14 protein-coding genes and 1 pseudogene are annotated in these 18,922 nt (G+C 44.4%); 4 read left to right on the forward strand and 11 right to left on the reverse strand.

The genetic code is table 11. The features are described 5' to 3' along the window. Position 1 precedes the first annotated feature (1 nt). The 9 genes from rodA to KL866_RS11020 all read right to left on the reverse strand — a co-directional run bounded on the left by rodA (position 2) and on the right by KL866_RS11020 (position 9,866). Entirely contained in the window at positions 2–1,117 is a 1,116-nt protein-coding gene (rodA, locus tag KL866_RS10980) for a rod shape-determining protein RodA (RefSeq protein WP_214995039.1), read from the reverse strand. Next, positions 1,117–3,030, reverse strand: coding sequence for a penicillin-binding protein 2 (gene mrdA, locus KL866_RS10985; protein ID WP_025255110.1), 1,914 nt, complete (start codon positions 3,028–3,030; stop codon positions 1,117–1,119). Before mrdA ends, rodA begins: the two co-directional genes overlap by 1 nt. 30 nt (positions 3,031–3,060) lie before the next feature. Then, entirely contained in the window at positions 3,061–3,531 is a 471-nt protein-coding gene (rlmH, locus tag KL866_RS10990) for a 23S rRNA (pseudouridine(1915)-N(3))-methyltransferase RlmH (protein ID WP_214995041.1), read from the reverse strand. A gap of 111 nt (positions 3,532–3,642) precedes the next feature. Further along, positions 3,643–3,960, reverse strand: coding sequence for a ribosome silencing factor (gene rsfS / locus KL866_RS10995; RefSeq protein WP_025255112.1), 318 nt, complete (start codon positions 3,958–3,960; stop codon positions 3,643–3,645). A gap of 17 nt (positions 3,961–3,977) precedes the next feature. Next, complete coding sequence (nadD, locus tag KL866_RS11000) at positions 3,978–4,679, reverse strand: nicotinate (nicotinamide) nucleotide adenylyltransferase (RefSeq protein WP_214995043.1); 702 nt, start codon at positions 4,677–4,679, stop codon at positions 3,978–3,980. A 34-nt stretch (positions 4,680–4,713) separates the two neighbouring features. After that, positions 4,714–5,742 carry a DNA polymerase III subunit delta gene (gene holA / locus KL866_RS11005; protein ID WP_214995045.1) on the reverse strand — a complete coding sequence of 343 codons (1,029 nt, stop codon included), beginning with the start codon at positions 5,740–5,742 and terminating at the stop codon, positions 4,714–4,716. Positions 5,743–5,757: 15 nt separating this feature from the next. Further along, positions 5,758–6,294 (reverse strand): LPS assembly lipoprotein LptE, encoded by a 537-nt coding sequence (lptE, locus tag KL866_RS11010; protein WP_025255115.1) that lies wholly within the window; start codon positions 6,292–6,294, stop codon positions 5,758–5,760. 11 nt (positions 6,295–6,305) lie between these two features. Beyond that, positions 6,306–8,909: a leucine--tRNA ligase gene (leuS, locus tag KL866_RS11015; RefSeq protein WP_214995046.1), complete on the reverse strand. Its 2,604-nt coding sequence runs from the start codon at positions 8,907–8,909 to the stop codon at positions 6,306–6,308. A 321-nt stretch (positions 8,910–9,230) separates the two neighbouring features. After that, the gene (locus KL866_RS11020) at positions 9,231–9,866 is read right to left on the reverse strand and encodes a hypothetical protein (RefSeq protein ID WP_025255118.1); all 636 of its coding nucleotides are present in this window, start codon (positions 9,864–9,866) and stop codon (positions 9,231–9,233) included. A gap of 298 nt (positions 9,867–10,164) precedes the next feature. Between KL866_RS11020 and KL866_RS11025 the strand changes: the two genes are divergently transcribed. Both KL866_RS11025 and KL866_RS11030 read left to right on the forward strand, forming a co-directional pair. Next, positions 10,165–12,561 carry a Lon protease family protein gene (locus tag KL866_RS11025; RefSeq protein WP_214995048.1) on the forward strand — a complete coding sequence of 799 codons (2,397 nt, stop codon included), beginning with the start codon at positions 10,165–10,167 and terminating at the stop codon, positions 12,559–12,561. Positions 12,562–12,701: 140 nt separating this feature from the next. Further along, positions 12,702–14,639, forward strand: coding sequence for a hypothetical protein (locus KL866_RS11030; protein ID WP_214995050.1), 1,938 nt, complete (start codon positions 12,702–12,704; stop codon positions 14,637–14,639). A gap of 168 nt (positions 14,640–14,807) precedes the next feature. Here KL866_RS11030 and KL866_RS11035 read toward each other — a convergent pair. Beyond that, positions 14,808–15,583, reverse strand: a pseudogene (locus KL866_RS11035) (3-hydroxyacyl-CoA dehydrogenase). 103 nt (positions 15,584–15,686) lie between these two features. Beyond that, on the reverse strand, positions 15,687–15,980 hold the full coding sequence (yhbY, locus tag KL866_RS11040; RefSeq protein WP_014949363.1) for a ribosome assembly RNA-binding protein YhbY: 294 nt from the start codon (positions 15,978–15,980) through the stop codon (positions 15,687–15,689). A 95-nt stretch (positions 15,981–16,075) separates the two neighbouring features. Here yhbY and rlmE point away from each other — a divergent pair, with 95 nt between their 5' ends. Together rlmE and ftsH are read left to right on the forward strand one after the other, a co-directional pair. Continuing rightward, positions 16,076–16,705, forward strand: coding sequence for a 23S rRNA (uridine(2552)-2'-O)-methyltransferase RlmE (rlmE, locus tag KL866_RS11045; RefSeq protein WP_025255122.1), 630 nt, complete (start codon positions 16,076–16,078; stop codon positions 16,703–16,705). A 101-nt stretch (positions 16,706–16,806) separates the two neighbouring features. Then, positions 16,807–18,753: an ATP-dependent zinc metalloprotease FtsH gene (ftsH, locus tag KL866_RS11050; RefSeq protein ID WP_025255123.1), complete on the forward strand. Its 1,947-nt coding sequence runs from the start codon at positions 16,807–16,809 to the stop codon at positions 18,751–18,753. Positions 18,754–18,922: the final 169 nt, after the last annotated feature.

The following is an 18,922-nucleotide window of genomic DNA, read 5'->3' on the forward strand; positions in this document are numbered from 1 at the left end:
GTTATCTAGACATAAAACGTTTCTGAGTGGCAATGGCCATAAGAATGCCAAAACCTGCCATTAATGTCACCATAGATGTTCCACCAAAACTCACTAAAGGTAGCGGTACGCCAACCACGGGAAGCAATCCGGACACCATACCCATATTTACGAACACATAAACAAAAAAGGTGAGGGTAATACTACCACCTAGTAATTTTGCATATGCATCTTGTGCGCGGCTTGAAATAATAAGCCCGCGCATAATGATAAAAATGTAAATTGCCATTAAACACATAACACCGGTAAGTCCAAATTCCTCGCTAAATACAGAGAAAATGAAGTCAGTATGGCGCTCTGGTAAAAATTCTAGCTGCGATTGAGTGCCTTGTAGCCAGCCTTTGCCGTCGACACCACCCGAGCCAATGGCAATTTTAGATTGAATTATGTGATATCCCGAACCTAAGGGGTCGCTTTCCGGGTTCAAAAATGTCAGAACACGCTGCTTTTGATAATCCTTCATCAAGAAGAACCACATAACAGGCGCAAACGCGCCAATAAGCCCGCCTACTACCGAGATAAGGCGCCAGCTCATACCCGCTAGGAATATGGCAAAAATACCTGAACTTGCGATTAACAATGATGTACCCAAATCGGGCTGTTTAGCAATAAGGATAGTGGGCACAACCACTAGGCCGAAACCCACAATAATATGGGTTGTGCGTGGCGGCATAGTGAATTTACTGATATACCATGCAACCATCATAGGCACGGCAAGCTTCATTAATTCTGAAGGCTGGAAACGAATAAAGCCTAAATCAAGCCAGCGCTGTGCCCCTTTGCCCATATCACCAAATAGTAATACCGCCACCAGCATAAGTAGGCCTGCGCCATAGGCATAAGTCGAGAAAAACCTAAATACGCCCAGAGGCATTTGAGCTAAACCGAACATTACAATAAAGCTAAATCCTAGGCGTATGAATTGGCGCTCCATCTGCTCCATGTCTTGCCCTGACGCTGAGTAGAGCGTAAACAATCCAACACAACTCAATACAAGCAAGCCCACTAACAGCCAGCCGTCAATATGAATACGCTGCAGAAAACTAATCTTATTAGGGTTTATGGTGGCTCTCTTCACTAGTTTGTCCCTAATTTATTGTCACTGTTTGCTGTATTAGCTTCAGCAGTTTCGAAAACGCGATCTTTAAAGTAAAAGTCCATGATTTGGCGGGCAACGGGTGCTGCGTTCTTACTACCACCGCCCACGTTTTCAAGTACCACAGTTACAGATATCTCAGGGTTCTCAAAAGGTGCAAAGCCAACATACATGGCATTATCGCGAAGGCGCTCGTCAATTTTCGTGGCGTCGTATTTTTCATTTTGCCCAACGGTAAAAAGCTGTGCGGTACCTGTTTTCCCCGCTGAATCGTATGGCGTGTCTGCAAACGCATGACGCGCTCCGCCTTCTTCACCGCTTACAACATCACGCATAGCGTTTAACACCACGTCTAAATTCTCACGATTTTTTATTTCTATTGGCCGCAAAGTTTTAAGCGGGATGAGGTCGATAGAACTATCTGTATTCATATAACCGCGAATTATCTGAGGAATATACCGCTCACCGGCGTTGACCAGCGTATTTACCGATGTATTTAGCTGTACTGGTGTTGTTGTCCAATAGCTTTGTCCAATACCCACTGGAATAGTATCGCCAATGTACCAAGGTTGATTAAACCGTGCGCGCTTCCACCCTCGGCTTGGCATGTTGGCGTCTGACTCTTCATAAAGGTCAATACCTGTGAAATCGCCGAAGCCAAACTCGTACATAGATTCGCTGATTTTATCGATACCTAATTTATAGGCCAACTCGTAGTAATAGGTGTCACAAGACACCTCAATGGCTTTCGAGACATCTACTTTGCCATGTCCCCATCGACGCCAATCTCGCCACACGTGCGACACATTTGGCAATTGATAGCGGCCTGTATCGTTAATTGTGTAGTCTTTAGTGATAACCTCTTCTTCTAAGCCAACAAAACCCAAATGGGGTTTAATGGTAGAGGCTGGAGGGTATTGCCCTTGAGTTGCCCGGTTAATGAGTGGCCGGTCTGGCGAATTCAGCAGCGCAGAATAATTTTTACTGCTGATACCGTGCACGAATAAATTCGGATCGTAGCTAGGGTTAGAGTAAAGTGCTAGAACACCACCAGTTTGAACATCGGTCACCACTACAGCACCGCGCATGCCCTCTATAATTCGTTGAGCCTCTAACTGAAGCTCTAAATCTAAATTAAGCACGATATCTTTGCCCGGTGTTGGTGGTTCAACACTCAGTACGCGAATAATCCGGCCTTGGTTATTGACTTCAACCTGCTGATAGCCAACCTTACCGTGTAGTAATTCTTCGTGGTATTTCTCAATACCTAACTTGCCAATATCATGAGTTGCGGCGTAATTATCTTCTTGTCCTGCTTCAACAAGCTTTTGCAAGTCGCGTTTATTGATACGTGCAACATAGCCTAGTGCATGGGTGAGGGTTTCTTTGTATGGGTAATGACGCGCTAAACGCGCCTCAATTTGCACGCCTGGGAATTTGTGTTTACTGGCAGAGAATAGCGCGACTTCTTCTTCGCTTAACTGAGTGCGAAGGGCCACTGGCTTAAATCTGCGCGTTCCTTTAAGTGTGGATTGAAAGCGTTCTAGTTCATCGCTTGTGATATCCATTAACTCAGTTAAATCGGCCAGGGTTTGGTTGATATCATCTACCTGTTCAGGAATGACTTCTAAGCTGAAAACCGGGCGGTTCTCTGCTAAGAGCACGCCGTTGCGGTCGTAGATAAGACCTCGGTTGGGCGCGACGGGCAACACTTTTATTCGGTTACCATTAGAACGAGTTTGGTAATCATCAAATTGGGTAACCTGTAAAGAGTAAAGATTGTTTAGCACAATGCCCAACATGGCTACAACGATGATAAAAGCGATAGTCGCACGACGAGCGAATAAGTTCGCTTCTGCTGAATGATCACGAATTGCTTGTCGTTTTCGAGGCATTGACTTCCCTTGCATTAGTGTAGCGATACCTTATTCACGATGGTAAGGATGATTTTGCGTGACCGACCATGCGCGGTATAGACTTTCTGTAAGAATAATTCGAACAAGAGGGTGGGGAAGAGTTAAGGCCGATAGGGACCATTTTTGTTCAGACGCAGCAATACACTCAGGCGCCAATCCTTCGGGGCCGCCAATAAGCAGGCTCACATCGCGCCCGTCCATTTTCCAATTGTCTAGTTGTTTAGCAAGCGTAGGTGTGTCCCAGGGCTTACCCGTTACTTCTAACGTAACAATACGGTTTCCTTTCGGTATAGCGGCCAGCATTTGCTCGCCTTCTTTTTCCAAAATACGTTTTATATCGGCGTTTTTGCCTCGTTTACCGGCGGGTATTTCAGTAAATGACACCGGCATATCGCTAGGAAAGCGGCGAACAAATTCTTCAACGCCCGTGTTTACCCAACTCGGCATTTTTGTTCCGACCGCGACAATCTGTATACGCACTTATTTTATCCTTACCGCAGGAGGGGGCTTTATACAATAAAGGCCATACGCTTGGGAGGTATGGCCTTCATTGACCGTGTAACTGTATATTTATAGCAAGCGTTTACGCCACTATGACCACAGCTTTTCTAACTGGTAGAAATCACGGGTTTCATCCTGCATAACGTGCAAAATGACATCACCGAAATCAACAAGTACCCATTCGCCTGTTTCTTTACCTTCCACGCTTCCTGGTGCGTGACCCGCGTTCTTTGCTTCTACCATTACATTTTCAGCAATAGACGATACGTGGCGTTTAGAGTTACCCGAACAAATGATCATGGTATCTGTAATAGTTGATTTGCCGCGAACGTCTAGTTCAATAACATTACGGCCTTTCATGTCGTCAATTTTGTCTTTAACAAACTGTTTGAGCTGTTGACTCTCCAAGAGTTTTCCTCACTTACTTAACTTTTATATAACTGATGTTCGTTTATGTATGCTAGTACACTTTCTTCTAACCATAAACGGGTAGAATTAGCCATAGAAGCGTTTGGCGCATCCGCTCTGTTGGATGTAGCAACATTCGCTAGTACGTCACGAATTTCAGTTGATGAAACACTATACAGTGGCGTGTTGGTTAACACTACATGGCCTGCAGGCTTTGCGTGAATAATATTTTTATCATTAGTCACATGACAATCTAACCAAGCTTGTATCGCGGGGGGCGGCGAAAACTTCTCGTCGTCTCTACGCATAACCACTAAGTGACAATAATCGAGTAGTTGTTCCCACTCGTACCATTTATCCAGATTATACAGTGAATCTGCGCCAATGAAAAAACAGATTGTGTCATCATTTTTCTCTTTAAGTGCGCGCAGTGTTTTAACTGTATAAGAGGGTGACTGAAGCGTCAGTTCAATTAACTCTGGAATAAGTCTGTCATTGTTTTGGGCGCAAAGTTCAATCATTTTCACCCGATGGCTTTCTGATACGCCTACAGACTTATGTGGAGCTAATTTACAAGGCATTAAATGAACGCGCTCAATACCCACTTCATCAGCGGCCTTTAATGCCGCACCAATATGACCTTTATGAGGCGGATTGAAAGTACCGCCAAGGATAGCTTTTACACGGGAGCTTGAATGAGAAGAACGTGAATTACTCACTACACTGTACCTTATCTGTGCCCTATCTATGCCGTTAGGCTTGCAACAGCGGGATTTCGCGAAGGTCCATACCCATAAACATCATACACAGATGACACATTTCAACGTAAGGACGGGCAATCACATTTTGCTTGAATGCGTGATCTGAACGCGTTAACGCATTTTGAATGTCCTCGAGTTGCGCGAGGTTCAAACGATTCAACGCACTTTGATAAAAGCCTTGTCTATTGCGCCATATACCAAACTTTTGCCATTGAATGGGCGTACCGCTTTGTTGAGCAAGCTTTAGCTTCCACAGCTGCTCCCATTCACGAATAAGTGCCCAAATAATAATGTTTGGCTCTAGACCTTCGCTTTCTAATCGATAAAGTATCTTAATACAGCGGGTACTGTCACCGGCAAGCATAACGTCAACCAGTTGGAACACGTTAAAACGTGATTGGTCCACCATGGCCTGTTCAATTTGCTCATCTGAAATAGACTGTTGCGGGTAGAGCAGGGCAAGTTTGTCGATCTCTTGTTTGGCAGCCATCATGTTGCCTTCACAAAAATCGGCAATCATTTTAGCGCCAGATGCTGATACAGAAAGCTGGTGTGCGCTTAACTGCTGGTTAAGCCATACATTGAGCTGCTTGCCTTCCAGTGGGTAACACATTACCGATACACCTAGCTCATCAAGTACTTTAAACCATTTGCCGCGCTGCACGTCTTTACCGATTTTTGGACCATGTACCAGTAATAAAATGTCAGGGTTTAATGATGCTGCTACTTCTTGCAGCATTTTACTGCCTTCCGTACCTGGCTTTCCTGTGGGGAGCTCCAATTCAATAAACTGCTGGCTTGAGAAAAGCGACATGCTTTGTGTAGCTTCAATCAGCTGGTTCCAGTTAAAGCCGGTTTCAGCGACAAGCACCGTGCGCTCTTCAAATCCATTGGCCTTCGCTTTAGTACGAATTTTTTCAATGACATCAAATTTTTGCTGTGGCTCATCGCCAAACACCAAATAGCAAGGGCGAAGTGCTTTTGTGATATCTTGGCTAAATTGGTTTGGGTAAATTTGCATGAATTACTTTGGCGTCTATTGGCTGTCTGATGCAGAAACACTTTGTGCAGCCGCAGCCTGACTAGATAAGCGTCTAATCATAATGTCAGCTGCTTCATCGCGCATTTCACTGAGCATTAACTCAAGCTCTCGAGACTTCGCTAGAACTTGATCGGGGTCATCTTGGTAGTCACGGACAACTTCGAACTGAACCATTAAGGCTTCTTTATCGGGGAATTGGACACGATAACGAACAACATAAATAAGTTCGTATTCTGCCACTTGACCCGAAGGATAGACAGAAAGCAGCTGACGATCGAGTTTCTCTGGTAGCAGATAAATACTCACGTTTTGACTAGCTGGCGTTATTTTATCTACGTCAACACTAGATAAACCGTAAACATTTAAACGTTTATCGAGCGCACGCGCTAAAGGCGCGTGTGCTCGAGCACTTTCAATGGCAACGGTGTTAATGTCATCTGGTAGGCTAGGACTACTTCGTAAATGAAAGCCACAGCCTGTAACCAAAACGGTACCCAACACAGCGACTGCAAATTGTAAGTGCTTTTTCATCACCACCTAACCTAGTTAGCTACAATGTTTACAAGCTTGCCAGGAACAACAATCACTTTTCGAATGGTTTTACCTTCGATGAATTGCTGAACGTTGGGTTGCTCTTTCGCAGAAGCTTCAATGGCCTCTTTGCTTGCATCAGCTGCAATGGTCATTTTCGCGCGAACCTTACCGTTAACCTGAACAATAATAAGCTTCTCGTCTTCAACCAATGCTGCTTTATCTGCCTGTGGCCACGGCGCCAAATCGATATCTTCACTGTGACCTAGTACCTTCCAAAGCTCGTGAGCGATATGCGGGGTAATAGGGTTAAGCAGCAACAAGATTGACTCACAGGCTTCGCGCATAATAGCGATGTCCTGCGCATTTTCTTGTGGCGCTTTTTGAAGGTGATTCAACAGCTCCATTACTGCAGCAACCGCAGTATTGAAGGTTTGGCGACGACCCAAATCATCAGACACTTTTTCAATTGTTTTGTGTACTTCACGGCGAAGTGCCTGCTGGTCTTTCGACAGTGACTTAACGTCAATGGCTTCTGGCGTGCCTTTTTCCACGTGCTCGGTAACAAGTTTCCAGATACGACGTAGGAATCGGTTTGCACCTTCAACACCAGAATCAACCCACTCTAGGGTTTGCTCTGGTGGCGCCGCAAACATAGTAAATAGACGGACTGTATCGGCACCGTACAGGTCGATAACTTCTTGCGGATCGATACCGTTATTCTTCGACTTAGACATTTTGGTCATGCCGCCATGAATAACTTCTTCGCCATCTGCTGTCAGCCACGCTTTAACAATGCGGCCTTTGTCGTCTTTCTCTGTGCTTACTTCAGTAGGCGAGAACCAGGTTTTCTTACCAGAGGCGTCTTCACGGTAGTAAGAGTCGGCTAATACCATGCCCTGACACAATAAGCGCTTAAATGGCTCGTCAGAGTTCACTAGGCCTTCGTCACGTAGCAATTTGTGGAAGAAACGCGAGTAAAGCAAATGCAATATGGCGTGCTCAATACCACCGATATATTGATCTACCGGTAGCCAGTAGTTGGCTGAAGTCGGGTCAAGCATGGCATCGTTATTGGTAGCACTTGAGTAACGTGCGTAATACCAAGATGACTCCATAAAAGTATCAAAGGTGTCAGTTTCACGTAATGCAGCTTCGCCGTTATATGTGGTCTTAGCCCACTCAGGATCAGCTTTAATGGGTGAGGTTACGCCATTCATTTCTACGTCTTCTGGTAGCACAACTGGTAGTTGGTCAGCAGGAACCGGAACCGATTCACCGTTCTCCAAATTTAGCATTGGAATAGGCGTGCCCCAATAGCGCTGTCGGCTTACACCCCAGTCACGAAGGCGATAGTTTACTTTGCGCTTACCACAGCCTTTGTTTTCAAGCTCATCAGCGATACCATTAAATGCGGCATCGAATTCAAGGCCATCGAATTTTTCCGAGTTAATTAAGCTACCTTTTTCTGTAAACGCAGAGGCAGTAAGGTCACATTTATCTTCATCACCCGCGTTAGGAGCAATAACTTGTTGAATTGGTAAGTTGTACTTTGTGGCGAATTCCCAATCGCGCTGATCGTGACCAGGTACGGCCATTACAGCGCCTGAACCATAGTCCATCAATACAAAGTTAGCGACCCAAATTGGCAGCTTTTCACCGGTAAGCGGGTGAACAACTTCAAAACCAGTGGCGAAACCTTTTTTCTCCATGGTTGCTAATTCAGCCTCAGCAACTTTGGTATTTTTACACTCTTCAATAAAGGCTGCTAAATCTGCATTTGTCTGTGCTGCAAATTCAGCTAATGGATGCTGCGCCGCTACCGCGACATAAGTTACGCCGTAAAAAGTATCTGGTCGAGTTGTGTATACCGTTAAATCGGCAATTTCGTTAACCGCTGACGCCAGGTCAAACGTAATTTCCACGCCTTCAGAGCGGCCAATCCAGTTTGCCTGCATTGCGCGTACTTGATCAGGCCATTCTTCAAGCTGTTCTAGGTCTTGTAAAAGCTCTTCAGCGTAGTCAGTAATTTTGATAAACCACTGCGGAATTTCTTTTTGCTCTACTAAAGCACCTGAACGCCACCCACGACCGTCGATTACCTGTTCGTTTGCCAAAACAGTTTGGTCTACAGGGTCCCAGTTAACGGTAGAGTTTTTCTTATACACAAGACCTTTCTCGTAAAGGCGAGTGAAGAACCACTGCTCCCAGCGATAGTAATCAGATTTACATGTTGTTACTTCGCGATCCCAGTCGTAGCCGAAGCCCAACGAGCGAAGCTGGTTTTTCATGTAATCAATGTTTGAGTATGTCCATTTCGCCGGTGCAGTATTATTGTTAATTGCTGCATTTTCTGCCGGCAGGCCGAAAGCATCCCAACCCATAGGCTGCAATACGTTTTTACCCTGCATACGCTGGAAACGGCTAATTACGTCGCCAATGGTGTAGTTGCGCACGTGACCCATGTGAAGTCGGCCACTAGGGTATGGAAACATAGACAGGCAATAGAATTTTTCTTTTTCTACATCGTCGTTTGCTTTAAACGATTGGTTATCTTCCCAGTATTGCTGAACGCGTTGTTCAATGTCTTTCGGATTGTACTGATTATCGGCCATGAAACTTAGGCTTCCGCATTAAAAGTTAAAACGTTTATGGGCGGCATAAGGCGAAACAGTTGCAAAAGCTTTTTTCATCACTTTTGAATTATCGCCATTTAACCGCACGTGGGAAATTCCCACTTTACATACATATAGCCCAATAGAATAACCCAGCGCTAAGCCATGCCTCAATAGCTTAACACTGAACAAGGCAATATTTATTGCTGCTTGCATGAAAAGTGAGCATTAATAAAGCAGTTTAGGCTCGCGCGAGATGATAATTTGCAAAACCTCTCCTGAGGCGTTCGCACAGCAGCCTAATTTTTTTGACTCATTGTATTAGCGTTCGTTATTGTCTTCTGGCGTTTCATTAAACTTTCTGTCGCTAAACGCAGTTAATGCACTTAGTTGCTGCGCCTGTACTTTGTCGACAACCTTAACTAAATTGGCAGCGTCCTCGTCAGTTGCTCTTTGGCCATTGAAATGAATATTGCCTGAGGCGTGATAGGTTAGGGTAACTTTGGTCTTTGGCAAAGGTTTGCTTTTCTTATTTTCATGTGAGGATACGCTTTTGTCTACAGAGCTGAATTCCCAAGTAAGCGCACCTGTTAAGCCCATTTCTTGTAGTGGACCTAATCCGCCTGTCATGACTACTTTCTTATTCGGTTCAATATAGCTGACTTGCATGTGTGCTGCGCTAGACGTATTGGATGTTTCGCAGAAGCAGCCACCGGCTTGTTCATCAATTCGAAGCGTGCCTTTCCACCATGTATGATCTTTTGGCCACCACATATCCACATTTTGAATAAAGTGAGAATACACTTCTTCAGTAGGGGCGTGGCTTTCACTTACATTGGTAATCGAAAACCCTGAACTGTCTGCATAGTTTACGTTAGCGAGACTTGATGGAGTTAATGTCACACCGAGTACGCCTGATAGAAGCATTGCTTGGCAAGTTTTAGTAATTGTTCTCATCGTTTTAACCTTGCTTTTTTCTAATTAGTTATTGCTCGTAAATTCTTGACTGGTTGCCAATTCAAATTTAGTTATTTAACGCTTCTAATGAGGGTAAAAGCTACCCCTTGTTTTTCAAAGCATCAATTTGAACAGAAGACTCAACACCTTGGCATTATGCCTCAATTTATTCATTATGACCCAAAGGTGGTTGTTTGTTGTGCAATTAGTAACGTAAAGCTGCCTTATTAGAGTTAAGCGTTTGACAGTGCTGTTAAATAGGGTTTCACTTAAGTAAAGAAACGAAAATAGAACAGGCATGTCTGTAGACACTAATACATATGCGCTAAATATAGACGCGCTTTCACCTACCATAAATCGCCGTGCGATAAACGGTGCCTTAAAAGATGACGAAGCGCTGAATGCGACCTTCATTGGGCAAGAGCGCGCACGTGAAGCGCTAACATTTGGGCTAGGCATTAATACCAAAGGTTATAACCTTTATGTAATGGGTGAACCTGCTACGGGGCGCTTCACCCTAGTGAAGGATTATATTGAACGCCAAGTTGCCCAGCTTAGTGCGCCAGATGATTGTTGCTATATCAATAACTTCGACGAAGAGCGTGAGCCCGTTGCGCTAAAATTTCCTCCTGGTGGCGGAAAAGCATTCCACAAAGATATGGCTGCCCTTATTGACGATGTTCTAGATTCGCTGCCCATTGCATTTGACAACCCAGGCTATCAGCGTCGCCGCACATCTATCTCCAGAGAGTTTGAGCAAAAGTACGATGCAGCAATCGATGCAGTAGAGCGTTACGCACAAGCTAATGACGTTGCGCTATATGAAGAAAGCGGGTCAATCACGTTTTCGCCTATAGTTGATGGAAAACCAATAAGCGATACTGATTTTGCCTCGTTAACTGACGAACAACGGGAAGGGTTCTATACCCTTATCGACGAACTAGAAAATAGATTGAGTGAAGGTTTATTGAGCTTGCCTACATGGAAGCGCGAAAATTCTGAGCGTCTTCGAGAGCTTGATAAAAAAACTGCAGAGCATGTGATTAAGCCGCTTATCAAACTTCTTGAGCACAAATACGCCTCTGAACTTGGAGTCATGAAGTACCTAAAGCAGCTTAAAACCGCTTTAGTTAACGCTACCTTAGTCATTCATAGCGAAGAGCAAAAAGAAGAGAAGAGCGACGACTTCGACAAAAAAGTATTTTTAGAAGAGCAATTTCTTCCTAATGTCCTGGTATCAAATAAGCTAGACGATGCGGCACCGGTTATTTACGAGCCAAACCCTACTTATCAAAACTTGTTCGGTAAAATTGAGTACACCAACATTCACGGCAGCGTGTTTACTAACTATAGAATGATTCAGCCCGGAGCACTGCACCGCGCGAACGGTGGTTATTTGTTGCTAGATGTAGATCAACTCATTGAACAGCCTTTCGTGTGGGACACCCTAAAGCTTGCGATTAAGTCTCAACGCTTGCGTATGGACTTGCCGCAGCAAGACGTGGGGATGGTTAACAATATTACGCTAAACCCACAGCCAATCGATTTAAATGTGAAAATCGTTTTATTAGGTTCACGCGACTTGTACTACACGCTACAAGATTATGATGATGAGTTTGACGAACTATTTAGAGTGTTAGTGGATTTTGACTTGGAAATTCCTGTCACCAGGCAAGCTCTTTTCGACTTTGTGGGCAAAGTACGTGCGCATCTCAATCAGTTAGGGCTTAAAGGTATAACCGCTAATGCTATGTGCAGGCTAGTAGAATATTCGCTAAGAATGGCCGAGCACAAAGAAAAGCTTTCTGCGCATTTTGCTGAAGTTATTGAACTGGTAAATGAAGCTTACTATTTTTGCCAGAAATCCAAAGCCGACACGCTAGAGCTTGATCATTTAAAGACAGCGTTAAGTGCTAAGAAGCGCCGCACCGGTCGCGTCAGCCAAACTCTTTTAAACGATATTAAAGAAGGTCACGTGCTTATTGCCACTGAAGGCAAGGCGGTGGGGAAAGTAAACGGCTTAACCGTACTGGATATCGGTGACACGGCATTTGGTACGCCTGCGCGCATTACGTCTACTGTATTTGCTGGCGCAAGTGGTGTGGTTGATATCGAACGAGAAGTAGAGCTTGGACAGCCCATACACTCTAAAGGGGTAATGTTACTTAACGGTTATTTAGGTAATAAATACGCTCAGCATTTCCCGTTAACACTATCTGCAAACATTGCGTTAGAGCAGTCATACGGACATATAGACGGCGACAGTGCGTCTCTTGGTGAGTTGGTTGCGCTTATCTCTGCGCTGACAGAAATCCCTTGCTTACAAACTTTGGCCATAACAGGTTCAATAAACCAGTACGGTGAAGTGCAAGCGGTTGGCGGCGTAAACGAGAAGATAGAAGGCTTTTTCGACTTGTGTCAGCACCGCGGCCTTACCGGTACGCAGGGCGTGATTATTCCTAAATCTAATGCGATCAATTTAGTGTTAGACGCAACAGTTCTCGATGCAGTGAAAAAAGGGCTGTTTCACATTTATACTGTAGAAACGGTAGACGATGCGCTCACTATTTTGATGGAGCAAGAAGCGGGTAAAATCAGCAGTAAAGGGCGTTACCCTAAAAACTCTATTAACTACCATGCAGTGAATCGTTTATACAATATCGCGCTTATTGTGAATGGTGGTGATGGCGAATAGCTAAATGTCAGCAATGGTCAATGGTCAATGAACAGTGTCAACTGAGAATGGGTAATAGTGACGGCTTATGGGTTTAGCCTTTTTTACTGTAAGAACGCAACGCTTAAGCAATAGGTGTGAAGTAAAGGAATACAATAATAATGAAAAGAAAGCGCGTTGTTACCATTGCCATCGTTTTGTTCGGCGTTGGGGTTATTTATTGGGGTAATCTTTTTCCTGACAGCGAAGAAAAAGCGCTTACTTCAAGCGCGGGAGAGAGCCCCCTCTTTATAGATATGGCAGGCGGCAATGTGGACCCAAGTGCCGCCTTCGATACAAGCCACTACGCACGTTGCCGGCATTTACTCAGCCAACAAAATACGCACAATTTTAATTGGGCGCGGGACAACTACTCTAGTTGGAATTACTTCATTGATGAAGGGGTGTACTCGCTTGATGATGTCACCTTAGCCGTTGAGTATTTTCTAAATCATAATTTTGCTGATGAATTTCGCATCGAGTACTTAAGAAATAACGCACCGACGAGTAAAAAGAATAGAGAGTTAAATAAGCGGTTTTGGGATATGGATCCTTCGCTGAAAGACTGGGGAGCATCTGTAAGAATAGCGATCCCAAACCCTGCTATTGAGGGTTTTTCGAGTTTAACGCTTGCAGAAAAGAAACAAACACTCGCTGAACACAGCGTGAGCGTAGACGATGTTGCGTATATGCTATTAGACGAAACAGTTTCGGATGACAGTATTTTTATGCTGCTAGAAGCGCTCGACGATCCTTTTACTTACGTGTCTTACGACCGCTATGCCACCACATCACTGCTCGACTACGCCATTATGGCGCACCGAATAAATGTTGTTGAGACCCTGCTTAAGCAGGGTTATAAACCCACGCAAGACAACTATTTGGGCTCCAGTATGGAGTGGGCACTTAGTGCGTTAACTTATGGCTATTACAGTGGCAAACGTGAGCCGGCGGCTAACATTGTATTACTTCTTATGGATTATGGTGCGCCAGCGCGGTTTCAGTCGAAAACCGATGAACTGATTGAAGGGCATTTTCCCCGTCATTTTTACAAGTTTGACAATAGCGAAATTCAATCACTATTTGTGGATTACAATTTGGATGTAACTTCTATAATTCAAAGAGAAGCAATAAGCGTAAAAGAAACGCACCCTCTTATACAAACGCTAGAAACAGAGCGTTTAGCTAGCACTCAGGAACGGTTAAACCTGCCTAAACTGCAGAGTATTAGCGCCGAATGCGAAGCGCGGGTGTCGGCATTAAATTCGCTCTGGCAGCCTCGCGACATACAACAAGTTATTGATGAAGTGGCTTCTCGTTTTAAGGGTGATGAAAGTGCAATCATCCAAGCGCTAGCGGATAAAGACCCAAGCTTAGTGGACTATTATAAACGGCAAGAAATTACAAACAATAAGGGCGTGCCAACAGGTCAGGCCTTAATAGACAGTATAAACGGGGCCTACACGTTTTTTGACGATGGAAAAGCACAGCAGGGTATCGACTTGATACTGTCTGTCCCAGTGCATGAGAGTCAGTACGAATTTATTATGCTTCGGCTACTAGCTTTCCAAACGGGATATTCTACAGTCATTCAAAGCCCATTCTGGGTAGGGCTTAGTGACTATAATAAATTATCTACCTGGCGACTTTTGAACAGTGACTTCATTGAAAATATGCTTGCCCTAGGTGTGTCCGTTTACGACTTAGATACCTTTAATAAAAGCTTGGTTTATTATGCGGCGTTAAAAAAAGACAGTGATCTAATTAATTACCTTTTTGAAAATAATTTCCAATATAGCGGTGATAGCTTAGGTCAGGACCCGCTTCACATCGCATTAAACATTGGCAAAAATCAAGCTTCGTTATCTCACGTTGAAAGTACGGTAGACGCGCTTATGCAGTTTGAACCCGAAATCGACAGGTTCCACAAAAGTAGAATGCGTTTAATGCAACTCTATTACCCAGATAGTTATGAGAGGATAGCAACTCGTCATCCGTCGCTTCGTGTAGATGAAGACGAACTTGCCGAATTGCCGCCAACTTATCTTTATAACCCTTAACAGCAGCATATTTGCAATTACTCAAAAGACTTTGTTTCATTAATTTTTTACATTCATTAAAAAAGGGAGCTTTCGCTCCCTATTCTTTATCAAGCTGGCAGTACTGAGCTATCAGCGCTTACGACCTTGTGCAATCAGCTGCAGGCAACCTGCGCTAAGCAATCAGTTTTACTTAGGCGGCATGCGCAAGCCGCCATCAAGGCGAATGGTCTCACCATTTAAATAGCTGTTGTTTGCCATATGAATGACTAATTTAGCAAACTCTTCAGGTAGCCCCAGGCGCTTAGGAAATTGTACTTGGCGGAAAGCGCGTGTTGCACTTTTTCAGGCATAGCAAGCAGCATAGGTGTACCCATCACGCCAGGCGCTATAGTGTTAACGCGGATGCCTAATGGCGCTAAATCTCGTGCCATAGGTAGGGTAAGCCCAATAATACCGCCTTTACTCGCGGCATAGGCGGTTTGGCCTATTTGACCTTCATAGCCCGCAACTGAAGCTGTATTGATGATAAGACCGCGCTCGCCTTCTTCGTTAATGGGTGATTGTTTTGCCATAGTTGCAGCGACGAGACGAGAGACGTTGAAACTGCCGACTAAGTTGATATCAATGGTTTTTTGAAAATCGCCAAGTGGGGCAGGGTTGCCTTCTTTATCTAAGAGGCGCTTTGCGGGAGCTATACCTGCGCAGTTGACCACCAAAGAAATGGCGCCAAACGTTTCGGTTGTCGCATCAATAGCAGCTTGAACAGAAGCCTCATCGCGTACATCAACTTTGGTGAATATTGTGTTGTTGCTGCCCAACTCTTCCACGCGTTGTGCGCCAAGCTCTTCATTTAAGTCGAAAAGGCTGACGTTAGCACCCGCATCGCGAAGTGCGATAGCAGTAGCGTGGCCAAGTCCAGAGCAACCGCCTGTGACAATCGCAGTAAGATTATTTAGCGTCATAGTTTTCCCTTAAATCCTAGTTATTCACTTTTATTAACGTGATGTTAACGGGAAGTAAGAGGAAAAACTATGGTGCCGAAAGGGATCGGCACCTTTTATTCAGTTATTTTGGCAACTGAATTTTACAGTCTTCGCTCTGACGATAAATAATTAGCGTGTGACCAATTACCTGAAGCTTAACTGAGTTTGTTTCACGTACAATAGCATCCATGATGAGCGCTTTTTCTTCGCGATCATCGGTAGGTACCTTAACTTTAATTAATTCATGGTGACTAAGTGCGTTGTCGATTTCGGCAACCACACCTTCTGTCAGGCCGTTCCCGCCTAGCTGCACAACTGGTTTTAACGGGTGTGCAAGACCTTTTAGGAATTGTTTCTGTTTATTTGAAAGTTTCATCTAGTAATATTTCTTACAATTAATCTGTTAGTTTATGCTTGAAATAACGTATTCTAACGCCATCTTCTCTACAATCCTAATGACATTGTACTGGAATGACAAAAAAGAAACACTCCGCCAGCAGTAAACGCTGGTTACAAGAACACGTCAACGACCATTATGTGCAAAAAGCAAATAAGGAAGGTTGGCGTTCGCGAGCTATCTATAAACTGGAAGAAATCCAAAAAAAAGATAAGCTTATTAAACCAGGAATGACACTTGTAGACCTTGGTGCTGCACCAGGGGGCTGGTCACAGCTAGCTGCGCAACTTGTTGGCGACAATGGTCAAGTAATCGCGTGCGATATTTTGCCCATGGACCCAATAGTAGGCGTAGACTTTTTACAAGGAGATTTCAGAGAGGACACTGTTCTCGACGCACTATTGAACAGAATCGGTGGGAACACCGTAGATATTGTGTTGTCTGATATGGCACCGAACCTTGCTGGCAATGCTTCGGTTGACCAATCTCGCTCTATGTACCTTTGTGAATTAGCGCTAGATATGTGTCACCAAGTTTTAAAGCCCGGTGGTTCTTTTGTCATAAAGGTGTTCCAGGGTGAGGGATTTGTTGAGTTCATGAACGCACTTAAACAATCTTTCACCACCATCAAGACGCGTAAGCCTGACTCGTCTAGATCACGTTCACGTGAGGTGTATTTGGTGGCTTGTGGGTATAAAGTGTAGTACGCTTTGAGTTAAGCGGTTTTCGTTGCGAGTTGTAGCGTTTATTCATTAATCATTTTGGTGGATATACAAGCAACTCGGGTTTATAGAGGTTAGTAGCATTGAGCGATATGGCAAAAAATTTAATCTTATGGTTAGTCATCGCCGTTGTTTTAATGTCGGTTTTTCAGAGCTTTTCACCGAGTGAATCGTCTCGTTCGCAAACTGACTACACAACGTTTTTGAGAGAAGCAGAACAGGGAAATATTCGTGAAGTTCGCATAAATAATAGTGGCGAAATTCGCGGTACAAAGCGTTCAGGCGAAACTTTCCAAACATTCGTACCTTACTTCGATGACAAGTTAGTATCTGACTTGGTTAAAAACGACGTAAGAGTTTACGGTGAACCACCGGAAGAGCAATCTCTTCTAACGTCAATTTTCATTTCATGGTTCCCCATGTTATTGCTTATTGGTGTATGGATATTCTTCATGCGTCAAATGCAAGGTGGCGGTGGCCGTGGTGCTATGTCTTTCGGAAAGAGCAAAGCGCGCTTACTTGGTGAAGACCAAATTAAGACGACTTTTGCCGACGTAGCGGGCTGTGACGAAGCTAAAGAAGACGTATCAGAATTAGTAGATTTCTTACGCGACCCATCTAAGTTCCAGAAACTTGGCGGTAAGATCCCTAAAGGCGTATTAATGGTAGGCCCTCCAGGTACTGGTAAAACCCTACTTGCGAAAGCGATAGCGGGTGAAGCAAAAGTACCATTCTTCACTATTTCAGGTTCTGACTTCGTAGAAATGTTTGTAGGTGTAGGTGCATCACGCGTTCGCGACATGTTTGAACAAGCGAAGAAAGCAGCGCCTTGTATTATATTCATCGATGAAATCGATGCAGTAGGTCGTCAACGTGGCGCAGGTTTAGGTGGCGGTCACGACGAGCGCGAACAAACACTTAACCAAATGCTTGTTGAAATGGACGGCTTTGAAGGTCACGAAGGTATCATCGTTATTGCGGCGACTAACCGCCCTGACGTACTTGACCCTGCATTGCTTCGTCCTGGTCGTTTCGACCGTCAGGTAGTTGTTGGTCTTCCAGATATTCGCGGACGTGAGCAAATTCTTAAAGTTCATATTCGCAAAGTACCTGTTGCCGATAACGTAGAACCATCTGTTATTGCACGTGGTACACCAGGCTTCTCAGGTGCTGACCTTGCAAACTTAGTAAACGAAGCTGCATTGTTCGCTGCTCGCGGAAACAAGCGTCTTGTTTCAATGGAAGAGTTTGAGAAAGCGAAAGACAAAATCATGATGGGCTCTGAGCGCAAATCTATGGTTATGTCTGAACCTGAAAAGGAAATGACGGCCTATCACGAAGCAGGCCACGCAATTGTAGGCCGCTTGGTTCCAGAACACGACCCGGTTTACAAAGTGTCAATCATTCCACGTGGTCGCGCTTTGGGTGTGACTATGTACTTGCCTGAGCAAGACCGTGTAAGTCACTCTAAACAGCACTTAGAAAGCATGATTTCTAGCTTGTTTGGTGGTCGTATTGCCGAAGCCGTAATTTACGGTGACGATAAAGTAACTACGGGTGCGTCTAACGACATCGAACGAGCAACTGAGATTGCACGTAAGATGGTGACCCAATGGGGCTTGTCGAGCAAAATGGGCCCAATGCTTTATGCTGAAGACGAAGGCGAAGTATTCTTAGGTAAGTCTATGTCTAAGGCTACGAATATGTCTGATGACACAGCACGAGCTATCGATGCGGAAATTAAATCACTGATTGACCGCAACTACGACCGAGCTCAGAAGATCCTTGAAGACAACATCGATATCTTACATTCAATGAAAGACGCATTGATGAAGTACGAAACTATTGATGCTAAGCAAATTGATGATCTGATGAACCGCACTGACGTTCGTCCTCCAGCAGACTGGGATGACAGCAAGCCATCGGGTGGCGATAAGCCAAGTGGTGGTGCGCCAGTCCGTGAAGGCGAAATCAAAAACGACGGTGTAGATAAACCGTCAGTTGGCAAGCCGGGCGATATTCCAAGCTAAGCTTGAGGACTAAATAGAAAACGCCAGTTTAACTGGCGTTTTTTGTTAGAGCGCACCGATTTTTATTTACGTTTCTTATTGAATTGCATTGTGCAATGAAAAGACACGCTGAGGTAAGTCTAATTACCATTGCTTCGGATAAAAATCAGTTTGCTTTATAGCGTAATTT

The organism is Alteromonas sp. ALT199 (genome assembly GCF_018619335.1).
GTDB lineage: Bacteria > Pseudomonadota > Gammaproteobacteria > Enterobacterales > Alteromonadaceae > Alteromonas.